General features: G+C 37.4%; 14 protein-coding genes. 9 read left to right on the top strand and 5 right to left on the bottom strand.

Annotated features, from left to right (window positions below; genetic code table 11):
- Positions 1-3 precede the first annotated feature (3 nt).
- Genes traJ through AYC65_RS04335 form a run of 5 tightly spaced genes read right to left on the bottom strand, consistent with a single transcriptional unit; the run spans position 4 to position 4,811 of the window.
- Positions 4-999 carry a conjugative transposon protein TraJ gene (gene traJ, locus AYC65_RS04355; protein ID WP_059333820.1) on the bottom strand — a complete coding sequence of 332 codons (996 nt, stop codon included), beginning with the start codon at positions 997-999 and terminating at the stop codon, positions 4-6.
- Positions 1,000-1,001: 2 nt separating this feature from the next.
- Positions 1,002-1,634 carry a DUF4141 domain-containing protein gene (locus tag AYC65_RS04350; protein WP_078674658.1) on the bottom strand — a complete coding sequence of 211 codons (633 nt, stop codon included), beginning with the start codon at positions 1,632-1,634 and terminating at the stop codon, positions 1,002-1,004.
- Positions 1,635-1,660: 26 nt separating this feature from the next.
- Positions 1,661-4,165: a TraG family conjugative transposon ATPase gene (locus tag AYC65_RS04345; protein ID WP_059333819.1), complete on the bottom strand. Its 2,505-nt coding sequence runs from the start codon at positions 4,163-4,165 to the stop codon at positions 1,661-1,663.
- A complete protein-coding gene (locus AYC65_RS04340) occupies positions 4,162-4,494 on the bottom strand; it encodes a DUF4133 domain-containing protein (protein ID WP_055133788.1) in 333 nt (110 codons plus the stop codon). The genes AYC65_RS04345 and AYC65_RS04340 overlap by 4 nt, the downstream gene beginning before the upstream one ends.
- Before the next feature lie 11 nt (positions 4,495-4,505).
- Entirely contained in the window at positions 4,506-4,811 is a 306-nt protein-coding gene (locus AYC65_RS04335) for a DUF4134 domain-containing protein (protein WP_055133789.1), read from the bottom strand.
- A gap of 259 nt (positions 4,812-5,070) precedes the next feature.
- Between AYC65_RS04335 and AYC65_RS04330 the strand changes: the two genes are divergently transcribed.
- The 9 genes from AYC65_RS04330 to AYC65_RS04290 all read left to right on the top strand — a co-directional run bounded on the left by AYC65_RS04330 (position 5,071) and on the right by AYC65_RS04290 (position 17,435).
- Positions 5,071-5,622, top strand: a complete 552-nt coding sequence (locus AYC65_RS04330; protein WP_055133790.1) for a restriction endonuclease subunit S — start codon at positions 5,071-5,073, stop codon at positions 5,620-5,622.
- A 1-nt stretch (position 5,623) separates the two neighbouring features.
- Positions 5,624-7,150: a type I restriction-modification system subunit M gene (locus tag AYC65_RS04325; RefSeq protein WP_055133791.1), complete on the top strand. Its 1,527-nt coding sequence runs from the start codon at positions 5,624-5,626 to the stop codon at positions 7,148-7,150.
- Between the two features lies 1 nt (position 7,151).
- Positions 7,152-8,318 (top strand): restriction endonuclease subunit S, encoded by a 1,167-nt coding sequence (locus AYC65_RS04320; RefSeq protein ID WP_055133792.1) that lies wholly within the window; start codon positions 7,152-7,154, stop codon positions 8,316-8,318.
- A 3-nt stretch (positions 8,319-8,321) separates the two neighbouring features.
- Positions 8,322-9,620 (top strand): SMODS domain-containing nucleotidyltransferase, encoded by a 1,299-nt coding sequence (locus AYC65_RS04315; protein ID WP_055133793.1) that lies wholly within the window; start codon positions 8,322-8,324, stop codon positions 9,618-9,620.
- 15 nt (positions 9,621-9,635) lie between these two features.
- Positions 9,636-10,190, top strand: a complete 555-nt coding sequence (locus AYC65_RS04310; protein WP_059333818.1) for an SLATT domain-containing protein — start codon at positions 9,636-9,638, stop codon at positions 10,188-10,190.
- 72 nt (positions 10,191-10,262) lie between these two features.
- A complete protein-coding gene (locus AYC65_RS04305; protein ID WP_059333817.1) occupies positions 10,263-12,548 on the top strand; it encodes a Piwi domain-containing protein in 2,286 nt (761 codons plus the stop codon).
- Positions 12,536-13,435 (top strand): hypothetical protein, encoded by a 900-nt coding sequence (locus AYC65_RS04300; protein WP_055133796.1) that lies wholly within the window; start codon positions 12,536-12,538, stop codon positions 13,433-13,435. The genes AYC65_RS04305 and AYC65_RS04300 overlap by 13 nt, the downstream gene beginning before the upstream one ends.
- 5 nt (positions 13,436-13,440) lie before the next feature.
- Positions 13,441-16,731 (top strand): type I restriction endonuclease subunit R, encoded by a 3,291-nt coding sequence (locus tag AYC65_RS04295; RefSeq protein ID WP_055133797.1) that lies wholly within the window; start codon positions 13,441-13,443, stop codon positions 16,729-16,731.
- The gene (locus AYC65_RS04290) at positions 16,728-17,435 is read left to right on the top strand and encodes a M48 family metallopeptidase (RefSeq protein ID WP_235524276.1); all 708 of its coding nucleotides are present in this window, start codon (positions 16,728-16,730) and stop codon (positions 17,433-17,435) included. The genes AYC65_RS04295 and AYC65_RS04290 overlap by 4 nt, the downstream gene beginning before the upstream one ends.
- The last annotated feature ends 19 nt before the right edge of the window (positions 17,436-17,454 follow it).

Here is a 17,454-nt window from a genome sequence, read left to right as displayed (position 1 = left end):
TTTTTATTTCCCCATTAACTTGCCACCGATATTTCCAACTGCCGAACCTGTTCCTGCTCCGGCGATATTTCCGGTTTTCATTGCGGCTTGGTTTACGTTACGGGTAAAGTTTCCTGCACCGCCTGCCTGAATAATCCAGCCTGTTACCGTTGGGATAGTGAAGTAGCCCACGATACCGATTATCATAAAGATGATGTACACGGTATTTGAGGTATCAGGAATGTAAGTCGGGTCGGCAAGCATTGCTATATCCTTTTCGATAATGAGGGATTGTATTTTGGCAAGCATAGAGCTGAACAGGTCTGCCACAGGCAACCACAGGTAAACGCTGACGTATCGGGTCAGCCATTGCGTGAGCGTGGACTGAAAACCGTCCCACACGCTTATCGCAAAGGCTATCGGCCCGAGTATGGACAGGACAATGAGAAAGAACGTCCTTATGGTATCAATAACCAAAGCTGCTGCCTGAAACAGTACCTCTAACAGATTGCGAAACCAATTCTTAATAGCTTGTTCGGTTTGGTAGGCAAACCTATCCATATACATTCCCGACATCGTAATCAAATCGCCGGGCGACCAGCCCAATTCTTCGAGCTTTTTATCAAATTCCTCATTTGATACGAGATAGGCTGTTTCAGGATTTCGTAGCATAGCTTCCCGTTCGAGCAGGTCTTTTTTCGCCTGCAAATTGTTGAGGTCAAGCACCTGATTTTCGAGGATTGTGTGAGTACCCTGTACCACCGGACTTAACACGGCATTGATTGTTCCCAATACGATAGTTGGGAAAAACATAATGCAAAGCCCCAAAGCGAAAGGACGAAGCAAAGGGTACATATCAATGGGTTCAGCCCTGCTCAAAGCCTGCCATACTTTTATGGCAACATAGAACAAAGCCCCCAATCCGGCTATCCCTTTAGCCACTGCCGCCATATCGGCGGACAGTGGGAGCATCTCATCATATAATGAGCGTAGGACTTCGTGAAGATTTTGAAATTCCATAACTACCAGTATTTTTGGTTAGGAGTTCCATAGAGGTCAAGCACTCTTTTGGTATTGTTCTGCTTTTTTGCTCTTAGAATACTTACAGAGATATTCTTATTGGTATAGTAGCGTACCAAGCTGTGGTATTCCTTTACTTCTTTGTACACTCTATCAATAATATCCATACGCTCTTTGTCGTTCAGCGAAAGGCTTGATGAGGTTACAATCTGTTTGAGTTCTTTCAGCAGTTCGGTACTTTCATTCAAAAGTGCCGAATAACCATTGCTGATAGCTGCCAATTCCTGTGCAGAAAAATTCGGGTCGTTCATCATCTTACCGAAGTTGGTAACATACATTTCGGATACGTCACCGACAAGCAATACAGTCTGCTGTACCTTACGTGCATCTTTTACAAGATTATTTACAGCTTGTAGCTTGTCGTAATACTCCTTACCCTGTTTATACACCTTTTCCACTTCCTTGAAATTTTTAATTACATTGGATACCGTGGAAGAAGTCTGTACGATTTCATTCGCACTGTTGAGAATACCCGATGCCAGATTTGTGGGGTCGTTTACTACCCATTGTGCTTTAGCGGACGGTGCTACGGCGAGCATTAGTGCCGTACACACCATAAAAAGGAACTTTTTCATTTTTATGAATTTTAAAATGTTAATGACTATTGATTTGCTTTGTCACGCCTTTGCATTGCGATATGCTTAATGGCGAGTTCTACGTTACCGTCCAATTCGGAAGCTAATTGCATTACCTCCATTTTTTCGGTTTCTTCGGTGGTGTATGCGAGGTATTCCTCCAAACTAACTTCGGTGGCATAGACTGCCGAGTTCGTACCACCTAAGCCAATCCAAACCTCTTTGTACAGTCGGCTTGCATCGTTGTTCATATTGATAGAAAGTACCTGACTTTTTTCCTTATCTGTAAGCCCCAACATTGCCTGTATGTCATCGAATTTATTCATATACTTACGCTGGTCTAAGAGGATTTTACAGTCGGAATTGTTGATGATACTTTCTTTTACAATGGGCGACTGGATAATATCATCTACCTCTTGCGTAACGACAATCGCTTCTCCGAAGAATTTCCTAACCGTTTTAAAGAGGTACTTTATGTATTCCGCCATTCCTTCTTTTGCGATTGCTTTCCAGGCTTCTTCAATCAAAATGAGCTTGCGAATACCTTTTAATCGCCTCATCTTGTTGATGAAAACTTCCATAATGATGATTGTGACTATGGGAAAGAGGATTTTGTGGTCTTTAATCGCATCAATTTCAAACACGATAAAGCGTTTGGAAAGCAGGTCTAACTGCTTATCGGAGTTGAGCAGATAATCATATTCGCCGCCCTTGTAATAGGGTTCGAGTACGTTCAGGAAATTGGCAATGTCAAAGTCTTTTTCCCTTACCTGTTTTTCTTCGAGTACCTTGCGGTAATCGCCTTTGACATACTCGTAGAAACCGTTAAATGATGGGTAAACATCGTCCGTTTTGATACGTTCGATATAGCCGCTTACGGCATTGGAAAGAGCAACCTCTTCAGAACGGGTTGGCGGTTCATCATCACGTTTCCAGAGTGTCAGTATCAAAGTCTTGACACTTTCCCGCTTCTCAATGTCGAACACGCCATCATCGGTATAGAAAGGGTTAAAGGCAATGGGATTGTCTTCGGTGTATGTAAAATACACGCCGTCTTCGCCTTTGGTCTTTCCTTTGATGAGTTCGCATAAGCCCTGATAACTATTCCCTGTATCCACCAACAGGACGTGAGCACCCTGTTCGTAGTATTGCCTTACCATATGATTTGTGAAGAACGATTTTCCCGAACCCGATGGCCCCAAAATGAATTTGTTGCGGTTCGTGATAATCCCACGCTTCATAGGCAGGTCGGAAATATCCAAATGGATAGGTTTTCCTGTAAGCCTGTCAGCCATCTTGATACCGAACGGCGAGGGCGAATTGTGATAGTTGGTTTCTTCTGTGAAGAAGCACAAGGCAGGTTCGATAAAAGTGTAAAAACTTTCCTCACTCGGAAAATCGCCTGCATTGCCGGGCATTCCAGCCCAAAACAAAGTGGCTACGTCCGTAGTGTTGTGGCGAGGCTTACACTCCATCAATGCCAATGCACTACCGCAATCGTTCTTTAACTGTTTCAGCTCCGCAGGGTCTTCCGACCACGCCATAATGTTGAAGTGTGCCCTGATAGACGACAGACCGAAGCTGTGGGCTTCGTTCAGGTATTTTTCTATCCACTCTTTGTTGATTTGGTTTGCCCTGCTATACCTTGCCAAAGAGTGCATATTGCGGGCGGACTTTTCAAACTTTTGCAGGTTGTCTTCGCTGTTATCCAAAAACAAATATTGGTTGTAGATATGGTTACAGCTAAGGAGTAATCCCACGGGAGCAGCGAACGACAAACGGCAGTCGCTCCGGTCGGTGGATAGCTTTTCAAAACGGGTATCAGCCGATACCGTTCCGGGCAAATCGTCTGTATCGGACAAGGTGTGCAGGCTCAACCTTTTGTTTCCGATACGGACTTCTTCCGTTCCGAGTGCGATGTCCTGCATTGGTGTTCCAGATTCCCTTGATAACGTGAGGTACTGTTCCAGTAATCCATGTGTATCTTCTGTTCCGATGATTTCATCTTCGGTCAGACGTTTCAGGGTTACAAAACCGCTATCGTTCACGATACGCTCAAACTGGGCGACCGCCTCCATAAAGCGGTGTATCGTTTCCTTGTTCCTGATTTCCTTTGGTATCAGCGTACCTTTACATAGCGATGAAAAATTACTTTGCATCCGCATTCTTTCCTTAGTGGTCTTGGTCAGGAACAAGTAACAGTAGTGATTTAAGAACGGTCGCTCATTGAAATGGCGTTGATAGGATTTTGCCAAAAAACTTTGGTTATCCTCTGCCAAATCGGGCGCATAGCTTTCTTTGATGTACCAATCCTGTTTGTGAATGACCGTAAAATCAGGCAAGGTTTTGATAGCCTTGTGCCAGGCGGAGTGAATAGCTTCGTATTCCGCAGAAGCTACCGTGAACAATTCCGGCAAGCGTACTTCAAAGCAGGCGGTAATGTCCGCATCTTTGGATAAGATGCAGTTGTTCTCCACTGCCAACAAAGGGAACTTGTTTTCCAGTGTGGTGGTCTTTGCTACATTTCTCATACGGCATTCTGTTTAGGTGTGAATTTTAAATAGCGGTGTACAGGCTTGCGGCAGATGATGTAGCGGGGATGCCTTTTATTGGCTCCAATTTTCATCAGCCCGTGTTCGCCGTACTTCCTGTTCAGCGAAAAGGTCTGCCATACAATGAGCGAAGCACCGCCTGCCCCAAGAAAAAGGCAGATGTAGGAATTAACCCCGGCCATGTAAAGTATCATGACCAGGATAAGGGTTCCGAGCAGTCCGCCTGCAAAAATGAACAGGTATTGTGCTTTCAGCCCTTTAAATTCCACCGTTCTCCCAATGCCTTTGTTGATGTTATAATTACTCATAAGGCAACGGATTAAAGGAAGAATGAACGCAGGATGGTAGCTGCAACAATTAAGAAGATACACGCACCAAACCAGGATGCTGCAGTCTTCGATGTGTCGGGGTCGCCCGAACTGAACTTGTTATAAACCTTAACGCCCCCTATCAAGCCCACGACCGCACCAATGGCGTAGATTAATTGGGTTGCGGGGTCGAAATAAGACGTTACCATTTGAGTAGCCTCGTTGATGCCAGCCGAACCGTTTCCCTGTGCGAACGCACCAATTCCTGACAGAATTGCCACGGCTGCCAGCAAAACTTTTTTTCTCTGTTTTTCCATAATTGAAACACATTAATTTGTTATTGTTATCCCGCACCTTGCGGACTTTCGGGACAAAGGTGTTTCAGAAATCAGGGCGTTATAATAAAGTGGCAGTCAAAGGAATGATTTGGCAGTGAGTGGCTGAATTGCTGGATCTTCTTCATGAAATAGGGAAGATAATTTTATTATTTGAAACTATCTACAAAGAAATATATTTGTGTATTTAAATATTATCCTGTATATTTGCTTAAATTTGAAACGGAATACAAAATTGAAAATGCAATTAAAAGATATATCCCATTTGCAATTTGGCTTTTATGACAAGCCAAAAGAAAAAGGTGCAGTTATCTATCTTCAGGCTAAAAATTTTAATGATTTTGGGCTGTTTGATGGTAATGGAGATGGATGGGTTGAAATAACAGAAAAGTCCAAAAGCCATCTTTTAGAAGAGGGAGATGTTTTATTTGTGGGGAAAGGGATGCGAAATTTTGCTTGGAAATACAGTGTTGATACAGGAAAAGCAATTGCTTCCTCTATCTTTTTTGTTATCAAGCCGAAGTCTGATCTTGTTGATTCAGACTATTTGGTTACGATTTTTAATTCGACTAAGTATCAATCATTTTTTCAGTCCCTTGGTGCAGGTAGCTCTATTCCTTCTATTCGTAAAAATGAACTCGAAGCAGTAGAAATCCCTCTTCCTCCATTAGAAGTTCAAAAAAAGATAGCCAAGCTAAGTGATTTGCATCGAGCAGAATTAGCTTTGACAGGAAGGTTGATAGACGAAAAAAATAAATTATTTCAAGCAGTAATAAATGATATTTTAAAATAAAATGGAAAAGAAGCTCACTCAAAAAGAGATTAACAATATAGTATGGAAAGCCTGTGATTCATTCAGAGGAGTGTTAAGTAGCGGACAGTATAAAGATTATGTGCTGACGATGCTTTTTGTAAAGTATGTTTCTGATGTATGGAAAGACAAGAAAGCATTTTACACCGAAAAGTACAAAGGTGATAATGTGCGTATAGAACGGGCTTTGGCAAATGAACGATTTAAGCTTCCTGAAAATGCAACTTTCGATTATTTATTTGAAAATCGTAATGATGTACAATTAGGTGATTTAATCGACCGTGTTCTGGAACAAATTGAAGATTCCAACCGCTTGAAATTAGCAGGTGTTTTCAGAAATATTACGTTCAATTCAGAATCAAATCTTGGGCAAACAAAAGACCGTAACAGAAGACTGAAAAATTTGCTTGTCGATTTTTCTGAAATGGATTTACAGCCTTCGCATTTGGAAGGTAATGATGTGATCGGTGATTCTTATGAGTACCTGATTTCAATGTTTGCGGGTGATGAAGGAAAAAAATCAGGAGAATTTTATACCCCAAGTGAGGTTTCTACCCTATTAGCGAAGCTCCTTACTCCTGAAGCGGGTAATAGATTAAATGACCCAACCTGCGGTTCGGGCTCCTTATTGATTAAGCTATCCAAAGAAGTAGGATCCGGAAACTTTTCTTTATATGGACAGGAAGTAAACGGAAGCACTTGGGCTTTAGCTCGTATGAATATGTTTCTGCACGAGATTGATAACGCTACCATTGAATGGGGAGACACCATAAATAACCCACGCCTTTTGGAAGGTGATCAATTAATGAAGTTTCATATTGTGGCTGCAAATCCACCTTTTTCATTAGATAAATGGGGAGCGGAAAATGCGGTCGCTGATCAATACAATCGTTTCCATCGAGGTGTTCCTCCAAAAAGCAAAGGTGATTACGCCTTTATTAGTCATATGATTGAAACCACTTATGAAGATATTGGTCGTGTTGGAGTGATTATGCCGCATGGTGTATTGTTTAGGGGAAGCAGCGAAGGTAAAATCCGTCAGCAGTTGATTGAAGAAAATTTATTAGAAGCTGTCATTGGTTTACCTGCCAACTTATTTTTCGGGACTGGTATTCCAGCTGTTATTCTGATTTTCAACAAAGCAAAGGAATCCAATAAAGATGTTTTGTTCATTGATGCGAGCAAAGGTTTTGAAACAGGTAAAAATCAAAACAAACTGAGAGATATAGATATAAAACACATTGTTGAAACATACAAAGCTTTTAAAATCAGTGTTCCTCTTGCTACTGATAAAGGTAGTGTAATTGAAGACAAATATGCTTATCGAGCGCCCTTGAGCGAAATTAAAGAGAACGATTTTAATCTGAATATCCCTCGCTATGTGGATACGTTTGAAGAAGAGGAAGAGGTGGATATTAAAGCGGTACAATCAGAGATTAATACACTAAAGCAACAGATTGATGATGTGGAAGCAGAAATGGCTAACTATTTAAAAGATCTGGGATACTAGTATGGATAAAAAGACTGGATATAAGAAAACACCATTAGGAACAGTTCCCTCTAATTGGAATATCGTTGAAATACTTGAGGTTCTAGAATATGAACAGCCGAGCAAATATTTAACGAATAATATCAACAAGGTAAACAACTTGAACAACATGCCTGTATTAACAGCTAATAAAGCTTTTGTTTTAGGTTATACCGAAGATCAGGATGGTATATATAACCCTGATAATCCTGTAATAATTTTTGACGATTTTACTACTGCTAGCAGGTATATTGACTTTCGCTTTAAAATTAAATCTTCAGCCATAAAAATTTTAACAGCAAAGGCGGGTAACGACACAAAGTTCTTATATGAGAGACTTCAGCTAGTAAAGATTAATACTGAAGATCATAAAAGACGGTGGATTTCAGAATTTCAAGAAATAGCTATAGCGTTGCCGCCAATTAACGAGCAAAATGAAATTGCAAAACTTTCATTTACTTGGGATAGGTCAATTAGATATAATGAGCAATTACTTGAAAATTTTATAAATCGCAGACGTGCTCTTGTTTTAAAATTGACTTCTGACATCGGAATGAACGTAGTTTTAACACCGCTTGCAAAAGGAGTTATTAAAGTTAAAACAGGTTTTATTCCTGAGAAAGAAATTTTTTATCAAGAAATTGGTATAAGATCTCATGCTAAAGGCATTTTTCATAAAGAACCAGTAACAGGAAAAAGTTTAGGTAACAAATCCGTGTTTTGGATAGAACCCGATTGCTTTGTTGTAAATATTGTTTTTGCATGGGAGCAAGCAATAGCAAAGACAACGGAAGCAGAGAGAGGAATGATAGCTTCACATCGTTTTCCTATGTACAAACCTAAAGAAGGGGTTTTAGATCTGGATTACCTGTTGTACTTTTTTAAATCAGCAAAAGGGAAAAACTTATTAGAGTTGGCTTCTCCCGGTGGTGCAGGGCGAAACAAGACGTTAGGGCAATCTGAATTCCTAAAACTCAAAATACCCGTACCTCCAATTGAGGAGCAGAAGGAAATTGTTCGGTTACTAAATACAGCAGATAAGGAAATCGAACTACAAAAGAAGAAAATAGAAGCGATTAAACAACAGAAAAAAGGTTTGATGCAACAATTATTAACCGGGAAAAAGAGATTGAAAATAAATACTATTTAACGCATGAATACATCTGAAACCTTTAAGGAGTTCCTCTCAAATATCAAAATAAGCGATGATAAGGCTGATACAATTTCTTATCGCTATGGGCGTATTACAAAATCTTTGAACACAGAATTTCGCAACACAGATTCTAAAACTGCAAATAGCTTGCAAGTTGGTTCTTATGGAAGGTATACGGGAATTAATGGGATTTCAGATTTAGACATGCTATATATTATGCCTGCATCAAAATGGGCAGATTATAACAAGTCCGGAGGACAAAGTAAATTATTACAAGATACTAAAACTGCAATTTCAAATACCTACTCTTCTTCTGATATTAAGGTGGATAGATGTGTAGTTACGGTAAATTTTACAGATTCCCATATCGATGTACAGCCAGTTTTTGAATTAGACGATCAAGACTACAAATATCCAGATACTTATGCTGATGGCACTTGGAAAATTACAAAGCCAAGAAAGGAAATGGATGCCATGGTCGAGTTTGTAGCCAATAAAAATCGAAACCTTAGAAGACTCTGTAAGATGGCCAGATCATGGAAAAATAAGCATGGGGTTTGTATGGGTGGGCTTTTGATAGACACGCTTGCTTATAATTTTTTAAAATCAACTACTTGTTATGACGAAAAGAGTTTTGCATATTATGATGAAATGTGTAGAGATTTTTTCAAACATTTATATGACCAGCCCAAGGATCAAAATGAATATGGTGCTTTAGGAAGCAAGCAGCGAGTGAAAGTTAAAAAGTCTTTTAAGAGGAAGGCAAAGAAGGCGTATGATCTAGCTGAAGAAGCGATTGATGCTGCTTCTGATAAAACGAAACATAATAAATGGAGGGATATTTTTGGAAATGATTTCCCGAAATATGTAAACGAAGAAAAAGAAGCCGCATCACTTAATTCCAGCTATAGAAACACCGAGGAATTTATTGAATCAAAATACCCTATTGATATTAGATACGATTTAAAAATAGATTGTGAAGTGAAGCAAAATGGTTATAGAGATGGTTTATTACGTGAATTTCTGTTAAAGAAAATTAGATTGATGCCGAATAAATCTTTAAGGTTTTATATTGAGAGAATAGATGTGCCTGCTCCTTATGTAATCAAATGGAAAGTTACTAACCGCGGAGAACAAGCAGTCAAGAGAAACTGCATTAGAGGACAAATAATTGATTTAAACTCTAGTGAGAAGACTGAAACTACAAGTTTTAAAGGTAGTCATTTTGTAGAATGTTATATCATTAAAGATAATATAGTAGTTGCCAGAGATTTAATTGATGTACCTATTTCTGAATAGTTTAAAAATATAGATATGAGTGAGCAAAAAAACTTATTAGAGTCTCAAATTCGAGAAATTTATGGAAGAGTTGTTTATACACACAAAACCCATGAAAAATGTGCCGATGTTCTTAAGGAAAGAAGTGATTGCTTAAAATTTGCTGAAATTTTCTTATCGGCAGCAACTACTACCAGTATTTTAGTTGTAGTGCTCGGTGAAGGGGAAGCATTTCAATTTATCGCTGCACTTTGCTCAACAATATTACTTGGAATAACACTTTATTCCAAAGATTTCAATTTATTGGCGATAGCAGAAAAACATAAACAGGCAGCTTTAAATATTCTAGAAATAAGAGAAAAGCTACTTTCATTACTTGTCGATATTAGGATTGGAAATAAAGCAATAGAACATCTTCAGCAGACCAGAGACGAATTGAACGAAGAACTTATCAATACATATCGAGGTGCTCCTAAAACAATTAATAAGGCTTATCAAATTGCTTCCAAAGCACTTCAACAAAATGAGGAGTTTACATTTTCAGATGCAGAAATCGATAAGTTTTTACCAGAAAGCTTGAGAAAGAATTAGAATTATAGTTTATCAATTGATTGAAATAGATCAGGCACATCAACCCTTAACCAATAAAACTTTAAAAAGAATATGCAGCTTAATTACTTTCCAATAAATATTGAGTTTGAAAAATATCAAATCAATACTGAATTATATAGCGATGAACGTCTTACTGAATTAAGAGGTTTGTACAATGCTACGCATTCTTTTTTTAGAAACGGTGATTCTATATACATTTCCAACAAGGACAGTGATGACAGCACTCCAATTGGTATATTAACAGAACGAAGTACATATAGTGATCATCAGATCACAGCCTCATTGATAAAGCATATCTTTTTCAGAACTTTCAAAGACCGTTTCCCAAGATACACTCCCGTAGATTTTTATCCTTTCCGTTTCTTTTCGGGTAAAGACGATATCATTAAAAATGCCTTGCCAGATAGTTTAAAAGACAGGATAGGTTATAAAAAGCTCATTGAAGTGCAATTGCGTTTGACCGAGATCAATGGAAAAAAACGTTTCGGTTTCTTGGTCAATATCAAACGTAACTGGATTTTTGACATTAGTTGTGCTGAGTTACATTCAGAAGGATTTGAATTGATTGGTCTTGATGTATTGCATGCAGAAACCTTGCCTGGATTAACGAATATTCTCGCTCCCAATGAAGAATTTGTTGGAGTTCTAAAAGAAGTAATAGGAAACAAAGCAAAAGTTGAAACCAATGAAGGTTTGAAAGAATTTGAATTAAGTGAATTGCTAATTCGAAAAACAAAATTCAACATCGGGAAGTACCTGAGTTTTGCCACATCACCAGATAAAAGTGATGAAATATTGAACATCATTGAGGGTAAACGATCTGATATCTACAATCCCAAAAATCTCTATACCGAAATTAGTAAAATAGCAGAACACTTATTTAGTGAAAACGGAAAACTGGTTTTATTCCAGAATAAAGAAAGTTTTTGTTTTACGGTAGATAGCAAACCGATCTCTGTTTCAAATACGATGGAACTAAAAAATCCTACGTTTATTTTTGACCATGCTGTTACAAAGACCAATAATTATAACCCAGATGCAGGTCTGTCTAATTATGGCCCTTATGACAGCAATACATTTGATATCAAATCACCAAACATCCTTTCTATCTGTAACAAGAATACCCGTGGCAATTTCACAAAGTTCCTTTATAGTCTTAAAGATGGTATTCCGCAATCCAGATATTTCCAAAAAGGACTGCAAAAGAAATACGATTTGCAAGATATAGTATTTAACATTAAGGAAATTCAGGATTATACTATAAATGAATATCTAAATGCAATTAGAAGTGATGATGAAAGTAAACCAGATTTAGCTATTATTGAAATCCCAGCAGCATTTAAAAGATATGATGACCGAAATAATCCATATTATGCTATAAAAGCAAAATTACTTGCTCTTGAAATTCCGGTTCAATATGTTACTGCAGAGGTAGTAAAAAGCCATAATGAATACATTTTAAATTCACTTGCATTGCAAATTTATGCAAAGCTTGGCGGTATTCCTTGGGTTTTGCCTTCGCAGCGTTCGGTCGATAGAGAAATAGTAATTGGTATTGGGCATAGTTGGCTCAGGAAAAATCAATACGCAGGATCCGAACAAAACAGAGTGGTTGGTATCACAACCTTTCTTTCGGGAGATGGTCAGTATCTATTATCAGATAAAGTAAAAGATGTAGCTTTTGAAAATTACTTTTCGGAGTTGCTTAAAAGCCTAAAAAATTCCATCGAAAGGCTATCATCAGAATATGGTTGGGCAGAAGGTGATACTGTACGTCTAATTTTTCACATATTCAAACCTATCAAAAACACAGAGTTCGATGTAATCAGTCAACTGGTCAAAGAAATTAATCAGTATAAGATAAAATTTGCTTTTGTTACAATTAGCCAATCGCACCCAAATATGATTTTTGACACCACTCAGCAGGGTGTACAGAAGTATGGTAACAGCAATGTTATCGGTGCGTTTATCCCCAGCCGAGCAAGTAATGTTTTTTTGGATTCAGAAACTTGTATTGTTCAAATGTTGGGACCGAATGAATTGAAAACATCTAGGCAAGGGATGAGCAAGCCCATTCAAATTAAAATACGCACCCCACAAGGCAATTATGACAATAATGGATTGAATGATTTGATATTTCATGATTTGAGTTATATCACACAGCAAATATTCTCATTCACTTACCTGTCTTGGCGTAGTTTTTTACCAGGAGAAGAACCCGCAACAATGAAGTATTCCAACCTTATTTCACGCTTGCTCGGCAAAATGAGAAGTGTTCCTGGCTGGGATGCGGATAGCTTAAACTATGGATTAAAAAGAAAGAAATGGTTCCTTTAGAAGAAAAAACAGGTTATCTATCAAGAGTCACTGAAAGCCATAAACTTACAGCATTTAATAATTTGTTGTTAGGTAAGACTATTATTGTACCTGAAAGTCAAGATTTGAATGAGTCTGAGGAGTATTATTTTGAAATTGTAAATGCTATTCAGAAAAACAAGAAAGTAGATTTTGAAAAATATTTTGAAAAAAAATGTAAAAGTAAACCGAGTAAAGACTCTCCAGCTCCTTTTGTCAATGATGATTTTCTTATGTTCTCGTTTATTGTGGGTGTTTCAATATTTAGTATAAACAAGGATTGGGTAAACTATATAGTTTCTATCAGAAACAGAAATGCAATAACAATCACTTTTGAAAACATTTTAAACGAAAATTATTATAGCACAAGTAATTTGCCAGAGATTGTATTCGTGTTTCTTCAAATAAGCAATCAATCACTAATTACAAACGAGTTCGTAAACTTCACCTATAAAAAGTTGACTGAGAATATTAAATTATTTGAAAGTCGTAGCGATTTTCAAATTTTGTGTTCTATAAAAGCTTATGACTCAATACTGTTACTAAAGGAATTACCTGATAATAGTGAATTAAACTTGTTTAGGAGCTTTAATACCAAATTTATTAGACGCATAAAATACTTATCATGGATAATTCAAGCAGTTTTATTTGCTGGGTTAATTTATCTATTGCTTAAGCTTCCAAAGTACAGTCCTGAAACAATTCAATTTATTGAAACATACAACTACGCTTTTACAATTTTTGGAGCGTTGGGGCTTAGTCTTATAGGCAATTTAATACCTGCCTTTAAAAACAAATCACAAGAATTAATTATGAAAATGCTTGGCTATCCAAGTGAACTAATTATAAATTCTACAAAGAAGATATAAGTATCATGGACACACCCTCATTCATAGAAGACCATATTTCCCAAATTCCGGCGTTAAAATTGCTGATGAATATGGGCTGGAAATACCTATCGCCAGAGGAGGCTTTAGCAGCCCGTGGAGGAAGAAGCTCGAATGTGCTATTAGAAGATATTCTAAAAAGCCAAGTACAGAAGATTAATAAAATTGATTATAAGCAAAAGGAATTTGCTTTTTCCGAATCTAACATCAACAATGCAATACTTGCAATCAGGGATTTACCAGTACAAGATGGTTTTATAGCAGCGAATAAGGCCTATTACGAACTCATCACATTAGGGAAAAGTTTTGACCAAACGGTTTTAGGTGATAAAAAAAGTTTCTCTTTTCGTTATATTGACTGGGAAAAGTCGGAAAACAACATCTATCACATAACTGAAGAATATAGTGTACTACGTTCAGATAGAGCCGATCATTACCGACCAGATATTGTACTATTTATTAATGGTATTCCGATGGTCATTATTGAATGTAAGTCGCCTAAAATAAAAGAGCCTGTAGAAAAAGCCATTGAACAGCATTTAAGAAACCAGCAAGAAGACGGAATTCGAAGCTTGTATTTGTACTCCAATCTTACATTTGCTTTGGCCTCTAATGAAGCAAAATATGGTACAACCGCTACCAGCAAAGAATTTTGGGGAGTTTGGAAAGAAATGTTCCGTACTAAAGAAGAAGAACGTTTTTGGGAAAATAAAATCAACATTTTAAAGCACAAAGCTTTACCAGAAAATGAGCGTACAGTATTATTTAAAGAACGATTTAGAAAGGTCTGGCAATATTTTGAAAATTTAGAACAAGAGGAACAGGTTATTACTACGCAGGATAAACTACTCTTTAGTTTTTGCCATCCCAAACGATTATTGGAAATTATATATGATTTCACTTTGTATGATGACGGTATCAAAAAAGTAGCCCGATACCAGCAGTATTTTGCGATTAAAAACACGTTGACTAGAATCCTAAAAATCGATACCAAAGGTAATCACGAAGGTGGTGTGATTTGGCATACACAAGGAAGCGGAAAATCTTTGACTATGGTGATGCTAGCTCAATTAATTGCTTCACATCCGAATATTAAAAATCCTAAGATACTTTTGGTAACAGATCGTATTGATCTGGATGACCAGATAACAGAAACGTTCAAAAAATGTCATGTGCCAGTAGTTAATGCTGATAAAGGAGCATCAAAGGAAATAGCTAAAAAACTCAGAGGGGAAATACTGGATGATAACGAACAGGAAAAATTAAAGAAGGATACCAGCCTTTTAAAATTGATTACAGAATCCGGCGATGCAGTCATCACCACCCTAATTCATAAATTTGAAGCTGCTGTTAATGCAAGCCCTCAATCATTTGATAGCTCAGAAATTTACATTTTGATAGACGAAGGACACCGTTCACAATACGGTTCTTTCAATGTCAAAATGCAGAAAGTATTTCCAAATGCCTGTTTTATCGCATTTACTGGGACGCCATTGTTGAAAAAAGAAAAAAGCACAGCGAGTAAGTTTGGAGGCATTATCGATGTGTATTCGATTACGGATGCCGTAGAAGACGGAGCCGTTGTCCCTTTGTTATATGAAGGCAGGCATAACCTTATTGAGGTTAATGAAAAACCGTTGGATAATTATTTTGACAAGGTTTCGGAACCACTTACACCCTACGGAAAAGCGGCTTTGAAGAGAAAATACAGTTCGAAAAATATCCTTAATAAAGCCGATCAGGTTATTTACGCCAGAGCCTGGGATATCACTGAACATTATGTGGATAATTTTCAAGGCACTGGTTTTAAAGGGCAGCTGGTAACACCCAATAAAGCCACAGCAATTAAATACAAAGAGTATTTGGACGAAATTGGCAAAGTAAGCTCTGAAATAATCATGTCTGCTCCCGACACTCGGGAAGGCGAAGAAGACGCCTTTGATGTATCGGACGATAAAGTGAAAAAATTCTGGAATGTCCGAATGGATAAATACGGCACACAGGATAAATATGAAAAGTCTGTAATCGGTGCGTTTAAAAAACAAGACTTTCCTGAAATTATCATAGTGGTGGACAAACTACTGACGGGTTTTGATGCTCCAAGAAATATTGCGTTGTATTTGACCCGTCAATTAAAAGAACATACTTTGTTACAAGCTATTGCTCGTGTAAATCGTGTGTATCCTGGAAAGGATTATGGTTATATAATAGACTATTTTGGTAATTTGGAGAACTTGGACAACGCCATTCAGACATATTCCGGTGAGAATATGTTTGATGCAGAAGATTTAGCCGGAAGCTGGACAAATATAGTAGAAGAAATCAAAAAATTACCTCAGGCACATTCCGAGGTTTGGGATATTTTCAAAACTATTAAAAACAAATATGATGAACCGGCTTATGAAGAATTGCTTAGCGATGAAGCTATCCGGCATCAGTTTTATGAGAAAGTATCTGCTTTTGCACGTTTACTAAAACTGGCATTATCCAGTATTGATTTTGCTAACAACACCCCTGAAAAACAAATTGACAAGTATAAGTCTGATTTGAAATTCTTTTTGGCATTGCGTGTTTCTGTCAAAAGGAGATTTTCTGATGATATTGACTACAAGGAATATGAGCCACAGGTACAAAAATTAATTGACAAGCATATCACGACAGAGGGCGAAGTGCTTAGGATAACGGATTTAGTCGATATTTTTGACAAAGAACAACGAGAAGCTGAAGTTGAGAAATTAAGCAGTAAATCTGCTAAAGCGGATCATATCGCCAGCAGAACTATTCGAGCCATCAATATCAAAATGAATGAGGATCCCATCTTTTATAAAAAGCTGTCTAAACTCATTCGTGAAGCGATTGAAGAATATCATCAGCAAAGAATTGACGAAGCTGAATTCCTAAAAAAAGCTAAAGAGTATGAGGAGGCATTTTTAAAAGGAGAACGAGGGAATATTCCAAATGCTTTGCTAGGAAATGATACAGGTATTGCTATTTATAATCTTATAACTGATATTTTTAAAGATGTGCTTTCTGATAAAATCGAAGTTGCTACAGAGCTTGCTCTTGGTATAGATCAAGTAATCCGTTCAGTAGTATATCAAAATGATCAATTGATGGTAGATTGGCAGAACAAACCTGATATAGAAGGTAAAATTCGCATCGCTATTGATGATTACATCTTCGATTTGAAAAGCAAATACGACATTGACTTGTCTTTCGATGATATTGATCAGACCGTAGAAGAGGCATTAAAAGTAGCTAAAATCAAGTTTGTATGATGGTGGAAAATATCCATAAGATACAATTTGGTTCTGCTACAATTGAATATAGACTCGAATTTCAGGATAGAAAAAATTTGACTATTAAAGTCTATCCAGATTGTATTGTAAAAATAATAGCACCGTATGATACAGCGGTGGAAAAAATTACACAGCATATCAAAAAAAAAGCTCCATGGATCATCAAACAACAACGTGAATTTTTATCCTACCATCCATACACACCAGAACGAATATATGTCAATGGAGAAACACATCTGTATTTGGGAAGACAATATAAGCTACGTGTAGAAATAGGTAATAGAAATGAGGTGAAGCTTTTCAGAGGGCATATTACGGTACTTTCTAAAGAGGAAAATAACGTTAAAGATATTCTCGATAAGTGGTATCGAGAGAAGGCATTCGTTCATTTTGACGAGGTATTGAGTAAAGTGTATCCCATGTTTAAGAAATACAAAATCAATAAACCAGAATTACATATCCGCTCTATGGAAAAACGTTGGGGAAGTTGTACGCCAAATGGTAAGGTTATTCTAAATCCAGAGTTAATCAAAGCTCCTAAAGGTAGTATTGAGTATGTAGTTGTTCATGAATTGTGCCATTTAGTGCATCACAACCATACAAAGGCTTTCTATGATTTACAGGAGGTAATGATGCCAGACTGGAAGAAATGGAAAGAGAAGTTAGAACATAGTTTAGTGTGATTTATTTGTGCTTAAAAAT

This window comes from Elizabethkingia bruuniana, from assembly GCF_002024805.1.
In the GTDB taxonomy this organism is placed as follows: Bacteria; Bacteroidota; Bacteroidia; order Flavobacteriales; family Weeksellaceae; genus Elizabethkingia; species Elizabethkingia bruuniana.
The sequence above is the reverse complement of the archived record's forward strand: the minus strand, read 5'-3'. Positions and strand labels throughout refer to the sequence as shown.